A 16,859-nucleotide genomic window follows, 5' to 3' on the forward strand; every position below is an offset into this window, starting at 1 on the left:
TTAATTCAGTCCCTCAAAAAAATTTCCCCAAAAGACTAAATTATTTATTAAAAATTAAATTTTCAACTGATTTAATTTTTAAGTTCATTATTCTTTAAGTACTTTTCAAGTTCATTTTTTATGCATTGTTTCATTTCATTTACATCATGTCTTTTATCATTTATACAATCTAAAAGTTCCTCATCACACATATAACATTTCTTCGGTTTAAATCCAAGACTTTTTCTATTAATTTTAGTTCCGTCACTATTATATACTTCTATATCAATATATTTCCCTAAGACATGGTTTTCTTCTATTTCAATAACTTTTCTTTTTATATTACAGACATCACCATTAATAACTAAAGTTAGTATAGGTCCTTCACTTGTTACTTGTAAATCTTTATACATTATTCTATCTTTAAATTCATCAATTACCAAACTGCAGAATATCTTCATTATTCTAAAGCTTACATAATTATTCTTACAGATTCCTGGATAATTGACTTTCATAGAGAGTAGAGGCGACAAATAGTCTTTTATAAGCCATTTTCTCCTACATTCTCTTTCTTTTTTATCTTTAATAATATCTTCCCTGGTATATTTTTTATCTATAATTGCATCTATTCCATTATAATTTTCTGAAATACAATTTACATATATAGATTTAATAAGTTCTCCCTCTATATCATTAGCAACTTCATTTTTATTTGTATTATCATCATTTTTTCCTTCATTTACGCCGCCTTTAGCATTAAAATCATTTACAGTTAAATCAATACCCATAATTATATTAATAAGAACTGTTAATTCTTATATACTCTTAACCTCCTTTTTTATATTTTAAAACTTAATAGTATACTCATAATTATACTTTTTTCGGTGAATCTCTACAAGCTTTATGTCGTAAATAGGCAGAATTTTTTTAAGATTCCACTGTATTTTTTAGGTTACTTATAAAAAAATCATACCAATTCACTTGATAAATATTTTGAAGCTTTAAACTTCATAAATACTAAGGTTTAAGTAATTTTTTTGTCCTAGCTCATATAAATTATTACCTTCAGAATCTATTGCTACAATTACAGGTAGATCTTTTACTTCCAATTTTCTTATAGCTTCTGAATCCAAATCTTCATAGGCCACTATTTCTACTTTTTTTATACACTTTCCTATAATTGCTGCCACACCTCCTATGGCCGCAAAATAAATTCCTCTATTCTTTTTTATAGATTCTATAACCTCTTTTGAACGAAGACCTTTTCCTATCATTCCCCTTAGACCTCTATCTAATAACATAGGTGTAAAGGAATCCATCCTATAACTAGTAGTTGGACCTACAGATCCTATGACATTACCTGGTTTTGCAGGAGTAGGTCCTGCATAATATATTATAGAATCTTTTATATCTATAGGAAGCTCTTTACCTTCCTCTATTAATTTTATCAATCTTTTATGAGCAGCATCTCTAGCGGTGTATATGGTTCCAGATATCAATACACTATCCCCCACTTTTAAATTTTTAACTTTTTCCTCTGTTAAAGGACATATAATACTCTTTTCCATTTATGCTTATCGTCAATTAAACGATTCTTCAACTCCTATCATTACTATGTAAATTTTATATCATATAATTATAATATTATAATTCCATTTCTTTATGCCTTGTAACATGACAATTTATATTTACTGCCACAGGCAATCCAGCTATGTGTGTAGGATAAGTTTCTATATTTACCGCAAGAGCTGTAGTTTTACCTCCAAACCCCTGGGGACCTATTCCAAGAGAATTTATTTTAATCAGAAGTTCCTTTTCCAAATTTTTGTAAAATTTGTTTTTATTTCTTAGATATAAGGGTCTCATAAGTGCTTTTTTAGCAAGATTGGCAGCCTTATCAAAGGTGCCTCCTATACCTACCCCAACTACCATAGGAGGACAAGGGTTGGCACCAGCATTTTTCACTACATCTACTATAAAATCCTTAACTCCCTCTATCCCATCTGCTGGTTTTAACATTTTAATTTGACTCATATTTTCCGAACCAAATCCCTTGGGAGCTACTATTATATTTAATTTATCTCCTGAAACTATTTCATAATATATTACCGCTGGGGTATTATCTTTAGTGTTTATTCTATCTAAAGGATCTTTGACTATGGATTTTCTTAAATACCCATCTATATATCCTTGTCTAACTCCTTCATTTATAGCATCTTCTATATTTCCACCTACTACATGAACATCCTGTCCAATTTTTATAAACACACAGGTCATTCCTGTATCCTGGCACATAGGTACATCTTCATCATTGCATATATCTACATTCTTAAGTATTTTATACAATATATCTTTTGCCATAGGCCAATTTTCTTCTTCTGCATACTTTTGAATTTCTTCTTTAACATCCTTTGGAAGATAATAGTTGGCATCTATACAAAGTGCTCTTACACTTTTTACTATATCGGATACATGTATTTCTCTCATAATTTAACACTGTTCCCCCTTAATATATTGCTTGAACTATTTTAAAATTTATTTTTGATATTTTTATTCTCCATTTTTTTCCTATTAAAATTTTTTAATTCTTGTGTAAAAGGTATATTACCAAATTTCATATACCTTATTGCTCCTGTATTATCTCTTGCAGAAACCATTTCACCTGTATTATATCTACCAGAAGCAACGGGAATATCTATAACTCCATTTTCAAAAGCCCTCACTACTCCTATAGCTAGATCTCCCTTACCCAATTCCAAAACCTTGTCTAATATACATTTCACTTCTGCCTTAATTATAACTATCTCTGTTTCTAATTCCTTTGATGCGGCAAGTCTTTGTCCACCTAAAATATTTACAGGCATTTTTGCAGCACGTATTATGGCGCTGTTAACTTCTTTAGTTAATTTAGAGGTTTTTATTACAACTTTTGTAGCTCCTGCCAAAATTGCTGTAATTGTTCCTACAGATATAATTCCAAAAGTTTTCCCTTCATCTTCAGAAGATTCTAGCATACATTGATGGAATGCTGTAGTTATGTAGACATCTTTATACCCATAATCTTTCATGTACTCGCCTATCTGTTCTTCTAAAGCTTTTATAGATGCTACATCCTGAATTAAATTACCACCTTGTCTTACCCCCACAGTTATATTCTTAACACCTTGTTCTGCAGCAAGCAATCCTTCTATTATAGATATGGCATTCGAAATACTTGGAGGAATCAAAGTATTATAATCAACTATTCCAAAAGTCTCCCTATTTATGGATATACCCTGTTCTTCATAAAATCCAACTAGTCTATCGCAATATTGCCAGTCTAGAATTGATTTTTCTATAGGTACATTTTTTACATCAAGTATATTATGAGATATTGCCCCTCCTTGACTAGAAGTAAAACCACATGAATAAATTACTTCTGTTAAAAGTTTACAGTTCAAAGTACTATATGTAACCTGAAGGGGCAAATCGATTGATTCACATATTTCTTTACATTCTTCAATAAAATATTTTAAATTTGGAGATCTATTATTTTCATTTTGTACTGCATTATTGCGTATATTGACCAAAAGTAAATCTGGTTTACCTTCATCTTGTAAATATTTTAATAATCCAACTTGTTCTTCTGGTACATTAGGTATTCCTGGTTGTATTAAAGTTATACAATCCTCTTTTGCTATCATAAGTTTTTTCGAGAAGTTTCTATAATCTGGTACCTTTTTTAAATAATCTACAGTATCTTTAATATTATACCTTAATATTTCATTTCTAGCTTTAAAAAAATATTCTTCCGACCATTTCTTATTTCTTAGTTCCATATATATTCCCCTCTATATTTTTAACTTATTATCCCTTTCGCTTAATATACAAAAGTATCCCTAAATTATCATTTATTATACTTAATTTCAATTATTTTTGATTTTAAATCTCTTATAGAATTATTATCTATATTATATAAAAATTTCATTATATGTTTATGATTTACATCATATGACTTAACATCTTTATATCTCCCTGGTGACACAACCAGCACATCTGAATTATTTATTATCTTTGAAAGTTCTTGCTTATTTATAGTATTAGTAAACTGCATATTTATATTATGAAGTCCGGCTTTTTCAAGTGCTCCCCTAGCCTTAAACATGAATTCATTTGATATACAAATAAATGCAAATCTAGTTTCCTTAGGATATCTTGCAATTTTAACTATAGTTTCTAAATCTACACTTATTGAAACTCCTATTATTTCTTTTTGAAATTTTTTAGTTAATATAGCTACTTCATTGACGTGATTAAATGTAGTTATTATAACCTGGCTTTTTTCTATAATTTTGCTAATTTCATTACCGCCATTATTTATATCCTCAAGTGTAATAGAAATTATATTCATATCTGTATTTTCCATAAGTTGTTTACCAAATATTTTAGCTTGTTCAATATTACATTCCACATATATAGCAGTTATCTTACTCATAAAATCTTTTTTTTCTCTTACTCTTTGAGTGACAACTTCTAAAAATTCTTCTGCATCCATTCCTATTCCAACAGCTTCTTCAAATCCAAGATCTATAAATCTCATTATTTTTTGTTTTATATTTTGGATTTTCCAAATATTTACTTCTCCTTCGACAAAAGTTCCTCTTCCCTGATAGGATCTCAATATACCTTCCTGTTCTAACTCATTATAAGCTGTACTTATAGTATTTCTACTTACCTTGAGTTTGTCAGATAATTCCCTTTCCGTAGGCATTTTATCACCTACTTTTAAAATATTCCTTTTTAATAAATTTATTATTTGTTTTTTAATCTGTAAATATAGCGGGACACTGCTATCCTTATTTATTTTAATGTCTATGTTACTCACCTCAAAACTTACTGAACTATTATATAAATCAATTTCTTTACCTAAATGTTAGCATAGTGCAAGATAAATATCAATATTCTTTCAATGCTATTACAATTAGAAGGTTTGTGAATTAAATATTTCATTTTTAATACTATACTGAACATACTAATACAAGCTAAATTACATTAATTACAACATACAGCTGGTAATTATATTTTCCTGCATATAATTCAGTAACTGCAGTTACCTATATTTAAGTACTGCAGTTTGATTTTTTCTAACTTGCAAACTAAATATTTTTAAATCTTAATTTAAGTTATAATATTCATCAATAGATTTCTTTATACATTCTGCTATTTTATCTTGATACTCATCCTTTAACAATTTATTTTTTTCTTCAGCATTAGATAGAAAGCCACACTCTACTAGTACAGAAGGCATACTGTCTTTACATCTTAATACTTTATAGGAATCAAAAGCTGCTTTTTCTTTTCTATTATTATTATTATCTAAATCATTAACTAAATTTTTTTGAAGAATATTAGCTAGCTTTCTACTATTCTCATTTTTAGAATACCATACTTGAGCGCCATAATACTTAGACTGTGGAAACATATTTAAATGTATACTTATAAACATATTACATTTAGAATCCTCTTTCAACTTACACCTATTATTTAGATCTTCTATCTTTTTCTTCCTTATTTTACCATCATCTGTATAAAGACCTTGATCCTCAGACCGTGTCATAACCACTTTATATCCTTTTCCCAATAACTTGTCCTTGAGCTTATTACTTATTTTTAGATTTATATCTTTTTCCATTATACCATCTTTTGATACAGCACCACTGTCTATTCCCCCATGTCCAGGATCTAGAAGTATTGTAATACTCTCCTTTTCTATAGCCTTAACAATATTACTACTTAATCCTAATGGCATATATATATTATTTAATATAAAAACAAATACTAGTGTTAAAGTCACAATAAATACAAAACCTATATTTTTTGTATTCAAAAAAATCACTCCCTACAATCATTTCAATTTTAATATATATATTTTTACCTAAGGATTTAAAAGTTATTAATATATTTTTTACAAGTAATAGTTTAGATTTGTATACTCAAAAAATTGCATATACTTCTTATTCAAAATATCATAAAAAAATAGGGATTGTAATTTAAATCATTAAAATCTAAATTACAATCCCCTAATTCAAATTCCTTACACTGTGAACCTAAGATAAGAATTTTATGATATAAACTACAAAATTTATATGTATCTTCTTTATCTCTTGGAGAACTGTGGAGCTCTTCTTGCTTTTTTCAGTCCATATTTCTTTCTTTCCTTCATTCTTGGATCTCTTGTTAAGAATCCAGCTTTTTTAAGTTCTAATCTCAAATTTTCATCTGCTCTTAAAAGAGCTCTTGATATTCCATGTCTTATAGCTCCAGCCTGACCGGTAAATCCTCCTCCATGAACATTTACCAATACATCAAACTTTCCATTTGTTGAAGTCAAAACCAGCGGTTGGTTAACTATAACCCTTAAAGTTTCTAATCCAAAATATTCTTCTATACTTCTCTTATTTATAGTTATCTTGCCTTCGCCTGGAACAAGCCTAACTCTTGCTATTGACTTTTTTCTTCTTCCCGTACCAAAATATTGAACTTTAGCCATTTTTATCCTCCTTCCAGCTTTACCTTAATATTTTAATTCTAATACTTCTGGTTTTTGAGCTTCGTTATTATGCTCAGCGCCTCTATATACTTTCAATTTTTTCAACATCTTTCTTCCCAATATTCCCTTTGGGAGCATTCTTCTTACAGCTTCTTCAAATACGAATTCTGGTTTCTTATTTAAAGCTTCTCTATATGGAGTTTCTTTTAATCCGCCTGGATATAATGAATGATGCCTTAGCATCTTTTGATCCAACTTTTTACCAGTCAAAAGTACTTTTTCAGAATTTATTACTATTACAAAATCACCTGTATCTACATGTGGTGTAAATATAGGTTTGTGTTTACCTCTTAATACTGAAGCAACCTGACTTGCCACTCTTCCGAGGGGTTTTCCGGCAGCATCAACAACATACCATTTTCTTTCAATCTGTTCAGCTTTTGCTATATATGATTTCATGGCTTTCCCGTTATATGATTAACGGTTTTCAACTCCTCTCTTATCTCTAATCTTACAAAAATGAAATTTATAAAACTCGAATATACTTATTCTCTATATAAAGATCCGGGGCTAATGAATCCTTTATACTCAAAATACAAACATTTATATTATAATATAATGCTCCTGGCGTGTCAATCTAATAAAATACTTTTTCCAAGCAGAGCCCCCTAGCTGGTACAGGCTTTCCTGCCTTTGATCTGTCTTTGGATTCTAAAATATCTTTTACATATTCTACACTAAACCTACCTAATCCTACTTCTAAAAGAGTACCTACTATTATTCTTACCATATTATACAGAAATCCATCTCCAACAATATTAAATTTAATTATATTTTTCTCTTTTAAAACCGTTAGTTTCTTTATAGTTCTAACTGAAGACTTGGCTGAGCTTCCTTTTTTTTTAAATGCAGAAAAATCATGAGTCCCTATAAAATATTTACATGAATTTCTTATTTTTTCCATATCTAATTTTCTTCTAAAATAGTATACATATTGTCGTCCAATAACTGGTGGCCTGTCTCCTGTTACTATAGTATAACTATACTCTTTACCTGTTGTAAAAAATCTAGAGTGAAAACTACTATCTACCTCTCTTGACTCCAATACAGCTATATCTTCAGGTAATAATGTGTTTAACACCATTTTAATATTTGAGGTAGGTATTTTACTAGTAGTAAAAAAATTACATACAAATTCCTTGGCATGTACACCTGCATCTGTTCTGCTGGAACCGATAACTTGTGAAAATTCACCTGTAGCTTTTTCAACTGCCTCTTCTAATCTCTGTTGAATAGTAATAGCATTATGTTGTCTCTGCCACCCGGAATAATTTGTTCCATCATATTCTATAACCAATTTTATATTTTTCACTTTCCCCACCATATTCTACTCAATATGGAAATACAGACTAACACTAAGGTGCATGAGGAAGCTATAAAGTCCCTATTGCTTAATTTAAGTTCTTTCATTCTGGTTCTGCCATCTCCTCCTCTGTAACATCTAGCTTCCATGGCCATAGCTAATTCATCAGCTCTCCTAAAAGAACTTATAAAAAGTGGAACTAAAATAGGAACTAAATTTTTAGCTTTCTGTATAAGATTTCCCGATTCTAAATCGGCTCCTCTTGCAATTTGTGCCTTCATTATTTTATCTGTCTCATCCATTAAAGTAGGTATAAACCTTAATGCTATAGTCATCATCATAGCTAATTCATGAGAAGGTACTCCTATTCTACTTGCCGGTTTTAAGAGTTTCTCTATTCCATCAGTCAATTCAATGGGAGAGGTAGTCAAAGTCAGTAGCGATGTTCCTATAATTAAAAACACAAGCCTTAATGCCATAAATGCAGCCATAATAAGCCCTTCTCTATACACTACTAAAAACTTCCATTTAAACAAGGGCGGATTAGCTCCTCCAGTCATAAATATATTTAATACTGCAGTTATAAGAACCAATATAAATATAGGTTTAAGGCCTTTATATATATATGTAAATTGCACTTTAGATACAAGTATCGAAATCAAGGTAAATACTACTATAAATATGTATCCTTTAAAACTATTTACTATAAATAAATCCACAATGTATATTAAAGATATTAATATCTTAACTCTTGGATCTAATTTATGTATAAAAGAATCACCAGGTACATATTGGCCTATTGTAATATCTTTAATCATTTCATAGCTCTCCTAACCTTTATTTAGTAATCTGAGTATTTCTTCTTTTGCCTGTTCTATAGTAAATATGTCTTCTGATATATTTATTCCTTCATGTTTAAGCTTTCTTACCATATAAGTCACCTGAGGTACTGCAAGTCCTACACTTTCCAAAGTATCAATTTCCTTAAAAACCTGTACCGGAGACCCATCAAGTATACACCTTCCATTGTGCATTACAATTATTCTATCTGCAAGTTTAGCTACATCTTCCATACTATGAGATACTAATATTATAGTCAATTTATATTCTTTCTGCAGACTTTTTATTTCTCCTAGGATATCATCTCTTCCCTTAGGATCGAGGCCTGCCGTAGGCTCATCTAATATAAGAACTCTAGGTTCCATAGCAACTACACCTGCTATCGCAACTCTTCTTTTTTGTCCTCCACTTAAATCAAAAGGGGATCTATCTTTATATTCCTCATATTTTAAACCAACTATATTCATAGCCCTTTTTACTCTATTATTTATATCATCATCACTTAATCCCAAATTTTTAGGACCGAAAGCAATGTCTTTTTCTATAGTCTCTTCAAATAATTGATATTCAGGATATTGAAATACAAGTCCTATTTTTTTTCTTATAAAACTTAAATTAATTTTCTTTTCAGTTATGTCCACTCCATCTACTATTATTTTCCCTGAATCTGGTTTCAATAATCCATTTATATGCTGTATTAATGTTGACTTCCCTGAGCCCGTATGCCCTATTAAGGCAACAAACTCCCCATCTTTAATTTCAATATTCACATCATCCAATGCTTTCTTCTCAAAAGGCGAATTTTTCATATATATATGAGTTAGATTTTCTATTTTAATCGACATAATTCACTCACCATCTCATCTATAGTTAATATATCTGATCTTATATTTACTCCATTAGCTCTAAGTTCATAAGCCAATTCTGTCATCTGAGGTACATCAAGTCCAATATCCTTCATTTTACCTACCTGGCTAAATATATTTCTAGGAGTACCCTCCATTATAATTTTCCCCTCATCCATGACAATTATTCTATTTGCTTCTACTGCTTCTTCCATATAATGTGTAATCAAAATTACTGTCATATTATATTTGCCGTTTATTTCCTTTATAGTATTCATTACTTCACGCCGGCCGGAAGGGTCCAACATAGCAGTAGATTCGTCAAATATTATACAATCCGGTCTCATAGCAAGTACCCCTGCTATAGCTACTCTTTGCTTTTGGCCACCTGAAAGTAAATGTGGTGCATATCTTTTATATTCTTGCATATTTACTCTCTTTAAACAATCATCAACCCTCAATCTTATTTCTTCAGGAAGCACTCCTAAATTTTCTGGTCCAAAAGCCACATCTTCTTCCACAATAGTGGCAACTATTTGATTATCAGGATTTTGAAAAACCATTCCTGCCTTATTTCTTATATTCCATATATTTTTTTCATCACATGTATCAAAATTTTCTACATAAACTTTTCCACCAGTGGGAATTAAGAGAGCATTCATGTGCTTAGCTATAGTAGATTTTCCTGAACCATTCCTTCCAAGAATCACAAGAAATTCTCCCTTTTTTACTTCAAAAGTAACATGATCTACAGCTAATTTTGAATTTCCTTTGTCAGCATCCTCATATTTATAACTTACATCTTTACATAATATCATATTTTTTTCCACAGAAAACACCTCTCTAATTTGACAATATACAATCAAATGTTGGTTTTTACTTAAATCTTAATTCCCCGGTAAATTTACCTGTATTTTATCCTAAGGCTAATTAGCTAACACCCTCCAGCTTCTTCAAAGTAGAGAAGGAATACTGCTACGCCTATGGATAAGTTCTTCTAAGGTTCAGATGAAGAAAAGTATTCCTCATGGACAAACTCCACCTAAAACTAAGAATCAATTGATAGAAAAACAGGGTTAAGCTAGCTTTACTTAACCCTTTGAATTTTATACTAACTCCAGTATAACTAACTCTGCTCCGTCCCCTCTTCTTGGTCCTATCTTATACATTCTAGTATAACCCCCATTTCTTTCCGAGTATTTAGGAGCTATATTAGTAAATAAATTTTTTACAACTTCCTCCTCAGTTACAAAAGAAAGTACCTGCCTTCTAGCATGAAGATCTCCTCTCTTTGCAAGAGTAATCATCTTTTCAGCTAAACTTCTGGCTTCCTTTGCTCTAGTTACCGTTGTCTGTATTTTTCCGTGCTTTAAAAAGCTAGTAACTAGGTTTCTTAACATTGCCCTTCTATGATCAGATGGAAGTCCTAATTTACGATGTTGTGCCATTTATATCCCTCCTCACTACATGCATATTATCCGTTCTATATTTTAATAATTTTTAATCTTCATTTTGTTTTAATGATAATCCTAAAGTATCAAGTTTTTGTTCAACTTCTTCTAGAGATTTTTTACCCAAATTTCTAACTTTCATCATATCATCCATGGTTCTCTCAGTTAATTCTTGTACAGTATTTATTCCAGCCCTCTTTAAACAATTATAGCTTCTTACAGAAAGATCTAATTCTTCTATGGCCATTTCAAGAACTTTCTCTTTTTTATCTTCTTCTTTTTCTACCATTATTTCAACATTATTAGCATGATCCGTAAGAGTCATAAATAATTTAAAATGCTCTATAAGAATCTTAGCTGATAAACTTACAGCTTCATCTGGCAATATAGTGCCATTAGTCCAAACTTCCAGTGATAACTTATCATAATCAGTTATTTGACCAACCCTTGTATTCTCCACATTAAAATTAACCCTTTTAATAGGAGTATATATGGAATCTACAGGAATTGTACCTATAGGCATATCTTCAAATTTATTCCTTCTTTGAGAAACATATCCTCTGCCGCTATTAACAGTTATTTCCATATAGAGTCTACTATTTTCATCTAAAGTAGCTATATGTAAATCTCTATTAACTATCTCAACATCACCATCAGTCTTTATGTCCCCTGCAACAACCTCCCCAGGTCCCTGTGCATCTATATATATAGTTTTAATATCATCGCCATTCATCTTTAAAGCTAGTTTTTTTATATTTAGAATTAACTCCGAAACATCTTCTTTTACTCCACGAACAGTTGAAAATTCATGAAGCACACCATCTATTTTAACATGACTGGCAGCAACTCCTGGAAGGGAGGAAAGCAGAATTCTCCTAAGAGCATTGCCAAGAGTAGTGCCATAACCTCTCTCTAAAGGCTCTACTACAAACTTCCCATAATTACCATCTTCACTAGTTTCAACACATTCTATTTTGGGTTTTTCTATTTCTAACATGAATATAACCCTCCTTCTATTTATCTAATAATGTATCTTCTGAGGGCAACTGGTTCCATAATTAATTACTTACTATACAACTCTACAATCAATGTTTCATTAACAGGAACATCTATTTCTTCTCTCATCGGTTCTCTAATAACTTTTCCTTCAAAATTTTCGATATTTCCTTCTAGCCAAGTTGGTAAAGTCTTTGGATTTTCTGCAAAAGTTTTAAATTTTTCTGATGCCTTACTAGTGTCTTTTACAGTTATAGTATCATTCACTGATACTTTAAAAGAAGGAATATTTACCTTTCTCCCATTAACTTTGAAATGTCCATGAGTCACCAACTGTCTAGCTTCTGTTCTTGACTGACCATAACCTAATTTATAAACTACATTATCAAGTCTTGTTTCCAGTAAAACTAACAAGTTTTCACCTGTTATACCTTTTTTTCTGTCGGCCTTGTCATAATATTTTCTAAACTGTTTTTCTAATAAACCATATATTCTCTTAGACTTTTGTTTTTCTCTTAACTGTAAACCATAATTGGATACTTTCTTTCTTCCCTGTCCATGTTGTCCTGGTGCATAGCCTCTCCTTGAAAATCCACATTTATCTGTATAACATCTATCCCCTTTAAGGAATAATTTTAAACCTTCTCTCCTGCAGAGTCTACATACCGCTCCAGTATATTTTGCCATTAAATTTTACACCTCCTATTAACTAAACTCTTCTTCTCTTTGGTGGTCTGCATCCATTGTGTGGTATTGGAGTAACATCTTTAATTAAAGTAACTTCAAGTCCTGCTGCTTGGAGTGATCTTATTGCTGCCTCTCTGCCAGATCCTGGCCCTTTAACATATACTTCAATACTTTTTAAACCGTGTTCCATAGCCGCTTTGGCTGATGTTTCAGCTGCCATTTGTGCGGCAAATGGAGTGCTTTTCCTAGAACCTCTGAATCCTAAGCCTCCTGCACTAGCCCAGGACAAAGTATTTCCAGCAGCATCCGTAATTGTAACTATTGAGTTATTAAATGTTGATCTAATATGTGCACAGCCATGCTCAACATTCTTTCTTTCTTTTTTTCTTCTAGTTGTTCTTTTAGCTCTCCCAGCTGCCATCTTTTTCCCTCCTTAAATTATTTAGATTTTCTCTTAGCTCCTACAAGTTTCTTAGGCCCTTTTCTAGTTCTTGCATTAGTTTTTGTTTTCTGTCCTCTAACTGGAAGGCCTTTTCTATGCCTTATACCTCTATATGAACCTATCTCTATCAATCTCTTTATATTAAGTGCTACTTCTCTTCTTAAGTCACCTTCGATTTTCAGATTTTTTATATAATTTCTTAATAAATTAACTTCTTCTTCTGTCAAATCTTTAACTCGAGTATCTGAATTAACTCCTGTTTCTTTCAAGATTTTTTGAGAAGTCGGTAAACCTATGCCATATATATATGTTAAACCTATTTCAACTCTTTTTTCTTTTGGTAGGTCAATACCTGCTATTCTTGCCATTAAAATTTACACCTCCTGATTATATAATCTGTAGCATTAAGTTTATTTATTGTATAAAGTTTTAAAGCCAACACAATACTTATTATCCTGTTGCAGCCGCACTTTAAAACATGATTACTTGATAAATTATAAAAATTTATAATCACATATAATCTTATTTCAAAAAGTCACCAAATATCTACCTCAAATTTGTAACAATCTATCCCTGTTTTTGTTTATGTCTGGGATTTTCACAGATAACCATTACTTTCCCTTTTCTTTTTATAATCTTACATTTTTCACATATAGGCTTAACTGACGGCCTCACTTTCATAGCTAACCCTCCTTAAAATTACTTTGCTCTCCAGGTTATTCTCCCACGGGTTAAATCATAAGGAGAAAGTTCTACTGTAACTTTATCACCTGGTAATATCCTTATAAAATTCATTCTTAATTTGCCAGATATATGTGCTAATATTTTATGTCCGCTTTCTAATTCTACTTCAAACATTGCATTAGGTAAAGCTTCTAAAACTGTACCTTGCATTTCAATAACGTCGTCTTTTGACATAAGGTAATCAAACCTCCTTATTATTGTTGGCTATAAAAACTTAATTAACCTAAATTTAATACTAACCAACAGCACATTAACACTTTAATTAAAGTCAATATTTTAGATTAAAGTTAATATTTCCGGACCATTTTCCAAAATAGCAACAGTATTTTCATAATGAACTGATAAACTTCCGTCCACAGTAACAACAGTCCAATTATTAGATTGTATGGTCACATTATATTTTCCCATATTCACCATAGGTTCTATAGCCAATGCCATGCCTTTCACAAGTTTAGGACCTCTCCCAGGTTTCCCATAGTTGGGTATTTCAGGATACTCATGCATATTACTACCAATACCATGACCCACATAATCCCTAACCACAGAAAAACCAAAACTTTCTACATACTCTTGAACAGCAGCAGATATATCAGTTAATCTATTTCCTAGTACCGCTTTTTCAATACCTTTAAAAAAGCTTTCTTTTGTTATTTCAATTAACTTTTCTGCTTCATGGGAAATTTTACCAACTGCAAAAGTTCTCGCTGCATCTCCATGATATCCATCTAGAACAGCTCCACAATCTATACTGATTATGTCACCCTCTTTTAAAACTTTATTTTTAGATGGAATGCCATGAACTACTTCTTCATTAACAGAAGTACATATAGAAGCCGGAAATCCATAATACCCTTTAAATGATGGTTTTGCATTATGTTTTGTTATATACTTCTCTGCAATTCTGTCCAATTCTTTAGTAGTTATTCCTGGCTTCACTGCATTTTTAATTTTCAACAGTGTTTCACCTACAAGCCTACCTGCACGTCTCATAAGCTCAATTTCCCTATCTGTTTTAATTATTATCATTTACAAACAGCTCCTAAAACACTTTTCACTCTTTGAAAAACCTGATTTATTTCTCCATTACCATCTATCGTTGAAATTACCTCCTGCTTTTTATAATAATTAATTAAAGGTTCCGTTTGTTTTTCATATACATCCAATCTATCCTTCACAGTAGATTCTGTATCATCTTTTCTCTGTATAATGTCATTATTACATATATCACACTTATCTTTTAGCTTAGGAGGATTAAACTTTACATGATAACTTGCACCACAAGATGGGCAGATTCTTCTACCTGTCATTCTTTCAAAAATCAACTCTTTAGGAACATCTATAAGTAAAACCACATCTATCTTATTATTATCCACATTCAAAAATAAATCTAAAGCTTCAGCTTGATACACAGTCCTTGGAAATCCATCCAATAAAAATCCATTTTTACAATCATCCATACTCAATCTATCTTTAACTATATTTATAGTAACTTCATCAGGTACTAGCTGACCTTTATCTAAATACTTTTTAGCTTCAACTCCAAGAGGAGTATTATCTGAAATATTTTTTCTAAAAATATCCCCTGTAGATATATGAGGTATGGAATACTCTTCACTGATAAATTTAGCTTGAGTTCCTTTCCCTGCCCCTGGAGGACCTAATAAAATTATTTTCATCTGTACCACATCCCAAATATACTTTTTTAATTCAAAAATCCACGATAATGACGTACCAGTAACTGTGATTGTAATTGTCTTACCGTTTCAATAGCAACATTTACTATAATAAGCAATCCCGTTCCACCAAAATATATACCTTTAAAATTAGTATACGTTTCTGCTAATATAGGGGATATTGCTATTATTCCCGCAAAAGCTCCTCCTAAAACTGCTACTCGTGCTAAAACTCGTTCTATATATATAGCTGTAGGTTCTCCTGGTCTTATTCCTGGAATAAATCCAGAGGACTTATTCATATTTTCAGCCATTTCTTCTGGCTTGAGGGTTACCTCTGTATAAAACCATGTAAAAAAAATCGTCAGCAGAAAATAAAGCACAGGATATTGCCAATTACTTTCCTTAAATGGACTAAATGAACTTGCTGTTACAAATTGAGTAAAAGCAGAATTGGGCCAAAATCCACCTATGGTCATTGGAAATTGCATAACAGATATAGCAAATATGATTCCAATAACAGCTGCACCATTTACATTAATAGGAATATGTGTTGATTGCCCTTTATACATTCTTCCTGCATTAGTCTTACCCGCATACTGTATAGGAATCCTACGTTCTGATAAACTCATAACCACTACTGCTACAAATAATAAGATTATCACCACCATAAATCCTATTGTCTCTACAAAATTAACTATTTCCACTTCCTGAAGTTTCAACATCCCTGATACTGCAGATGGAAATCTAGAGATAATATTTACAAATATTATAAGAGAAATTCCATTGCCTATACCGTGTTCTGTAATTTTATCGCCAAGCCACATAAGAAAAGTTGACGCTGTAGTTACTGTAAATACTATCATAAATATACTTAATTTATTCCCCGGATCTACAAGAGCACCTGCTCTGCTTATTATAGCATATATACTAAATCCCTGAATCACTCCAAGAGGGATTGATGCATATCTAGTATATTCTTGTATTTTTTTTCTTCCCTCTTCTCCTTCTTTAGATAATTGCTCTAAACGAGGCACTGCAACATTAAGAAGTTGCATTATAATAGAGGAATTAATAAATGGAATAACTCCCATAGCAAATATACTAAATCTACTAAATGCACCTCCTGATAAGAGATCATAAAATCCTAACAATGAGCCACTACCAGTTAATTCTGTTAACTTGGAAGTGTCTATCCCTGGAACAGCAATAAAATTTCCTACTCTAAAAATTATTACCATAAATAGTGTAAATAGTATTCTTTTCCTTAATTCCGGAACTTTCCAAGCATCACGCAAAGTTGATAGCAT

At 31.2% G+C, this 16,859-nt stretch carries 22 protein-coding genes; all 22 read right to left on the minus strand.

The features are described 5' to 3' along the window. Window positions 1-71: 71 nt before the first annotated feature. The 22 genes from citX to secY all read right to left on the minus strand — a co-directional run bounded on the left by citX (window position 72) and on the right by secY (window position 16,859). Window positions 72-767, minus strand: coding sequence for a citrate lyase holo-[acyl-carrier protein] synthase (gene citX, locus AB3K27_RS20055; RefSeq protein WP_368489060.1), 696 nt, complete (start codon window positions 765-767; stop codon window positions 72-74). Between the two features lie 213 nt (window positions 768-980). After that, entirely contained in the window at window positions 981-1,547 is a 567-nt protein-coding gene (locus AB3K27_RS20060; protein WP_368489061.1) for a Fe-S-containing hydro-lyase, read from the minus strand. A 76-nt stretch (window positions 1,548-1,623) separates the two neighbouring features. Continuing rightward, window positions 1,624-2,466: a fumarate hydratase gene (locus tag AB3K27_RS20065; protein ID WP_368489062.1), complete on the minus strand. Its 843-nt coding sequence runs from the start codon at window positions 2,464-2,466 to the stop codon at window positions 1,624-1,626. A 41-nt stretch (window positions 2,467-2,507) separates the two neighbouring features. Then, complete coding sequence (locus AB3K27_RS20070) at window positions 2,508-3,797, minus strand: methylaspartate mutase subunit E (RefSeq protein ID WP_368489063.1); 1,290 nt, start codon at window positions 3,795-3,797, stop codon at window positions 2,508-2,510. 68 nt (window positions 3,798-3,865) lie between these two features. Beyond that, entirely contained in the window at window positions 3,866-4,843 is a 978-nt protein-coding gene (locus AB3K27_RS20075) for a GntR family transcriptional regulator (RefSeq protein ID WP_368489064.1), read from the minus strand. Window positions 4,844-5,131: 288 nt separating this feature from the next. Beyond that, the gene (gene cwlD / locus AB3K27_RS20080; protein WP_368491298.1) at window positions 5,132-5,767 is read right to left on the minus strand and encodes an N-acetylmuramoyl-L-alanine amidase CwlD; all 636 of its coding nucleotides are present in this window, start codon (window positions 5,765-5,767) and stop codon (window positions 5,132-5,134) included. 348 nt (window positions 5,768-6,115) lie between these two features. Next, window positions 6,116-6,508 carry a 30S ribosomal protein S9 gene (rpsI, locus tag AB3K27_RS20085; protein ID WP_368489065.1) on the minus strand — a complete coding sequence of 131 codons (393 nt, stop codon included), beginning with the start codon at window positions 6,506-6,508 and terminating at the stop codon, window positions 6,116-6,118. Window positions 6,509-6,532: 24 nt separating this feature from the next. Then, window positions 6,533-6,967 (minus strand): 50S ribosomal protein L13, encoded by a 435-nt coding sequence (rplM, locus tag AB3K27_RS20090; RefSeq protein WP_368489066.1) that lies wholly within the window; start codon window positions 6,965-6,967, stop codon window positions 6,533-6,535. A 178-nt stretch (window positions 6,968-7,145) separates the two neighbouring features. Further along, entirely contained in the window at window positions 7,146-7,880 is a 735-nt protein-coding gene (gene truA / locus AB3K27_RS20095) for a tRNA pseudouridine(38-40) synthase TruA (protein ID WP_368489067.1), read from the minus strand. After that, window positions 7,877-8,689, minus strand: coding sequence for an energy-coupling factor transporter transmembrane protein EcfT (locus tag AB3K27_RS20100; RefSeq protein WP_368489068.1), 813 nt, complete (start codon window positions 8,687-8,689; stop codon window positions 7,877-7,879). The genes truA and AB3K27_RS20100 overlap by 4 nt, the downstream gene beginning before the upstream one ends. Before the next feature lie 12 nt (window positions 8,690-8,701). Beyond that, a complete protein-coding gene (locus AB3K27_RS20105; RefSeq protein WP_368489069.1) occupies window positions 8,702-9,556 on the minus strand; it encodes an energy-coupling factor transporter ATPase in 855 nt (284 codons plus the stop codon). Beyond that, entirely contained in the window at window positions 9,541-10,386 is an 846-nt protein-coding gene (locus AB3K27_RS20110; RefSeq protein WP_368489070.1) for an energy-coupling factor transporter ATPase, read from the minus strand. Before AB3K27_RS20110 ends, AB3K27_RS20105 begins: the two co-directional genes overlap by 16 nt. A gap of 276 nt (window positions 10,387-10,662) precedes the next feature. Then, the gene (rplQ, locus tag AB3K27_RS20115) at window positions 10,663-11,004 is read right to left on the minus strand and encodes a 50S ribosomal protein L17 (protein ID WP_368489071.1); all 342 of its coding nucleotides are present in this window, start codon (window positions 11,002-11,004) and stop codon (window positions 10,663-10,665) included. A 52-nt stretch (window positions 11,005-11,056) separates the two neighbouring features. Next, a complete protein-coding gene (locus AB3K27_RS20120) occupies window positions 11,057-12,004 on the minus strand; it encodes a DNA-directed RNA polymerase subunit alpha (protein WP_368489072.1) in 948 nt (315 codons plus the stop codon). Window positions 12,005-12,069: 65 nt separating this feature from the next. Then, window positions 12,070-12,690 (minus strand): 30S ribosomal protein S4, encoded by a 621-nt coding sequence (rpsD, locus tag AB3K27_RS20125; RefSeq protein ID WP_368489073.1) that lies wholly within the window; start codon window positions 12,688-12,690, stop codon window positions 12,070-12,072. A gap of 22 nt (window positions 12,691-12,712) precedes the next feature. Beyond that, window positions 12,713-13,111 (minus strand): 30S ribosomal protein S11, encoded by a 399-nt coding sequence (gene rpsK, locus AB3K27_RS20130; RefSeq protein ID WP_368489074.1) that lies wholly within the window; start codon window positions 13,109-13,111, stop codon window positions 12,713-12,715. 17 nt (window positions 13,112-13,128) lie between these two features. Continuing rightward, complete coding sequence (gene rpsM, locus AB3K27_RS20135; RefSeq protein WP_368489075.1) at window positions 13,129-13,500, minus strand: 30S ribosomal protein S13; 372 nt, start codon at window positions 13,498-13,500, stop codon at window positions 13,129-13,131. A 199-nt stretch (window positions 13,501-13,699) separates the two neighbouring features. Then, entirely contained in the window at window positions 13,700-13,813 is a 114-nt protein-coding gene (rpmJ, locus tag AB3K27_RS20140) for a 50S ribosomal protein L36 (RefSeq protein WP_102365587.1), read from the minus strand. Between the two features lie 18 nt (window positions 13,814-13,831). Further along, window positions 13,832-14,050, minus strand: coding sequence for a translation initiation factor IF-1 (gene infA, locus AB3K27_RS20145; RefSeq protein ID WP_011988826.1), 219 nt, complete (start codon window positions 14,048-14,050; stop codon window positions 13,832-13,834). Window positions 14,051-14,152: 102 nt separating this feature from the next. Continuing rightward, the gene (map, locus tag AB3K27_RS20150) at window positions 14,153-14,902 is read right to left on the minus strand and encodes a type I methionyl aminopeptidase (protein ID WP_368489076.1); all 750 of its coding nucleotides are present in this window, start codon (window positions 14,900-14,902) and stop codon (window positions 14,153-14,155) included. Next, on the minus strand, window positions 14,899-15,552 hold the full coding sequence (locus AB3K27_RS20155; protein WP_368489077.1) for an adenylate kinase: 654 nt from the start codon (window positions 15,550-15,552) through the stop codon (window positions 14,899-14,901). Before AB3K27_RS20155 ends, map begins: the two co-directional genes overlap by 4 nt. 26 nt (window positions 15,553-15,578) lie before the next feature. After that, window positions 15,579-16,859, minus strand: a complete 1,281-nt coding sequence (gene secY, locus AB3K27_RS20160) for a preprotein translocase subunit SecY (RefSeq protein ID WP_368489078.1) — start codon at window positions 16,857-16,859, stop codon at window positions 15,579-15,581.

Origin of the sequence: Clostridium sp. BJN0013 (assembly GCF_040939125.1) — a bacterium.
GTDB lineage: Bacteria > Bacillota > Clostridia > Clostridiales > Clostridiaceae > Clostridium_B.

What these genes read in the sequence shown, in the direction of transcription:
- citX (WP_368489060.1), bottom strand. Translation starts at nt 767, where the DNA reads ATGGGTATTGATTTAACTGTAAATGATTTTAATGCTAAAGGCGGCGTA.
- AB3K27_RS20060 (WP_368489061.1), bottom strand. Translation starts at nt 1,547, where the DNA reads ATGGAAAAGAGTATTATATGTCCTTTAACAGAGGAAAAAGTTAAAAAT.
- AB3K27_RS20065 (WP_368489062.1), bottom strand. Translation starts at nt 2,466, where the DNA reads ATGAGAGAAATACATGTATCCGATATAGTAAAAAGTGTAAGAGCACTT.
- AB3K27_RS20070 (WP_368489063.1), bottom strand. Translation starts at nt 3,797, where the DNA reads ATGGAACTAAGAAATAAGAAATGGTCGGAAGAATATTTTTTTAAAGCT.
- cwlD (WP_368491298.1), bottom strand. Translation starts at nt 5,767, where the DNA reads ATGCCATTAGGATTAAGTAGTAATATTGTTAAGGCTATAGAAAAGGAG.
- rpsI (WP_368489065.1), bottom strand. Translation starts at nt 6,508, where the DNA reads ATGGCTAAAGTTCAATATTTTGGTACGGGAAGAAGAAAAAAGTCAATA.
- rplM (WP_368489066.1), bottom strand. Translation starts at nt 6,967, where the DNA reads ATGAAATCATATATAGCAAAAGCTGAACAGATTGAAAGAAAATGGTAT.
- AB3K27_RS20100 (WP_368489068.1), bottom strand. Translation starts at nt 8,689, where the DNA reads ATGATTAAAGATATTACAATAGGCCAATATGTACCTGGTGATTCTTTT.
- AB3K27_RS20105 (WP_368489069.1), bottom strand. Translation starts at nt 9,556, where the DNA reads ATGTCGATTAAAATAGAAAATCTAACTCATATATATATGAAAAATTCG.
- rplQ (WP_368489071.1), bottom strand. Translation starts at nt 11,004, where the DNA reads ATGGCACAACATCGTAAATTAGGACTTCCATCTGATCATAGAAGGGCA.
- AB3K27_RS20120 (WP_368489072.1), bottom strand. Translation starts at nt 12,004, where the DNA reads ATGTTAGAAATAGAAAAACCCAAAATAGAATGTGTTGAAACTAGTGAA.
- rpsD (WP_368489073.1), bottom strand. Translation starts at nt 12,690, where the DNA reads ATGGCAAAATATACTGGAGCGGTATGTAGACTCTGCAGGAGAGAAGGT.
- rpsK (WP_368489074.1), bottom strand. Translation starts at nt 13,111, where the DNA reads ATGGCAGCTGGGAGAGCTAAAAGAACAACTAGAAGAAAAAAAGAAAGA.
- rpsM (WP_368489075.1), bottom strand. Translation starts at nt 13,500, where the DNA reads ATGGCAAGAATAGCAGGTATTGACCTACCAAAAGAAAAAAGAGTTGAA.
- rpmJ (WP_102365587.1), bottom strand. Translation starts at nt 13,813, where the DNA reads ATGAAAGTGAGGCCGTCAGTTAAGCCTATATGTGAAAAATGTAAGATT.
- infA (WP_011988826.1), bottom strand. Translation starts at nt 14,050, where the DNA reads ATGTCAAAAGACGACGTTATTGAAATGCAAGGTACAGTTTTAGAAGCT.
- map (WP_368489076.1), bottom strand. Translation starts at nt 14,902, where the DNA reads ATGATAATAATTAAAACAGATAGGGAAATTGAGCTTATGAGACGTGCA.
- AB3K27_RS20155 (WP_368489077.1), bottom strand. Translation starts at nt 15,552, where the DNA reads ATGAAAATAATTTTATTAGGTCCTCCAGGGGCAGGGAAAGGAACTCAA.
- secY (WP_368489078.1), bottom strand. Translation starts at nt 16,859, where the DNA reads ATGCTATCAACTTTGCGTGATGCTTGGAAAGTTCCGGAATTAAGGAAA.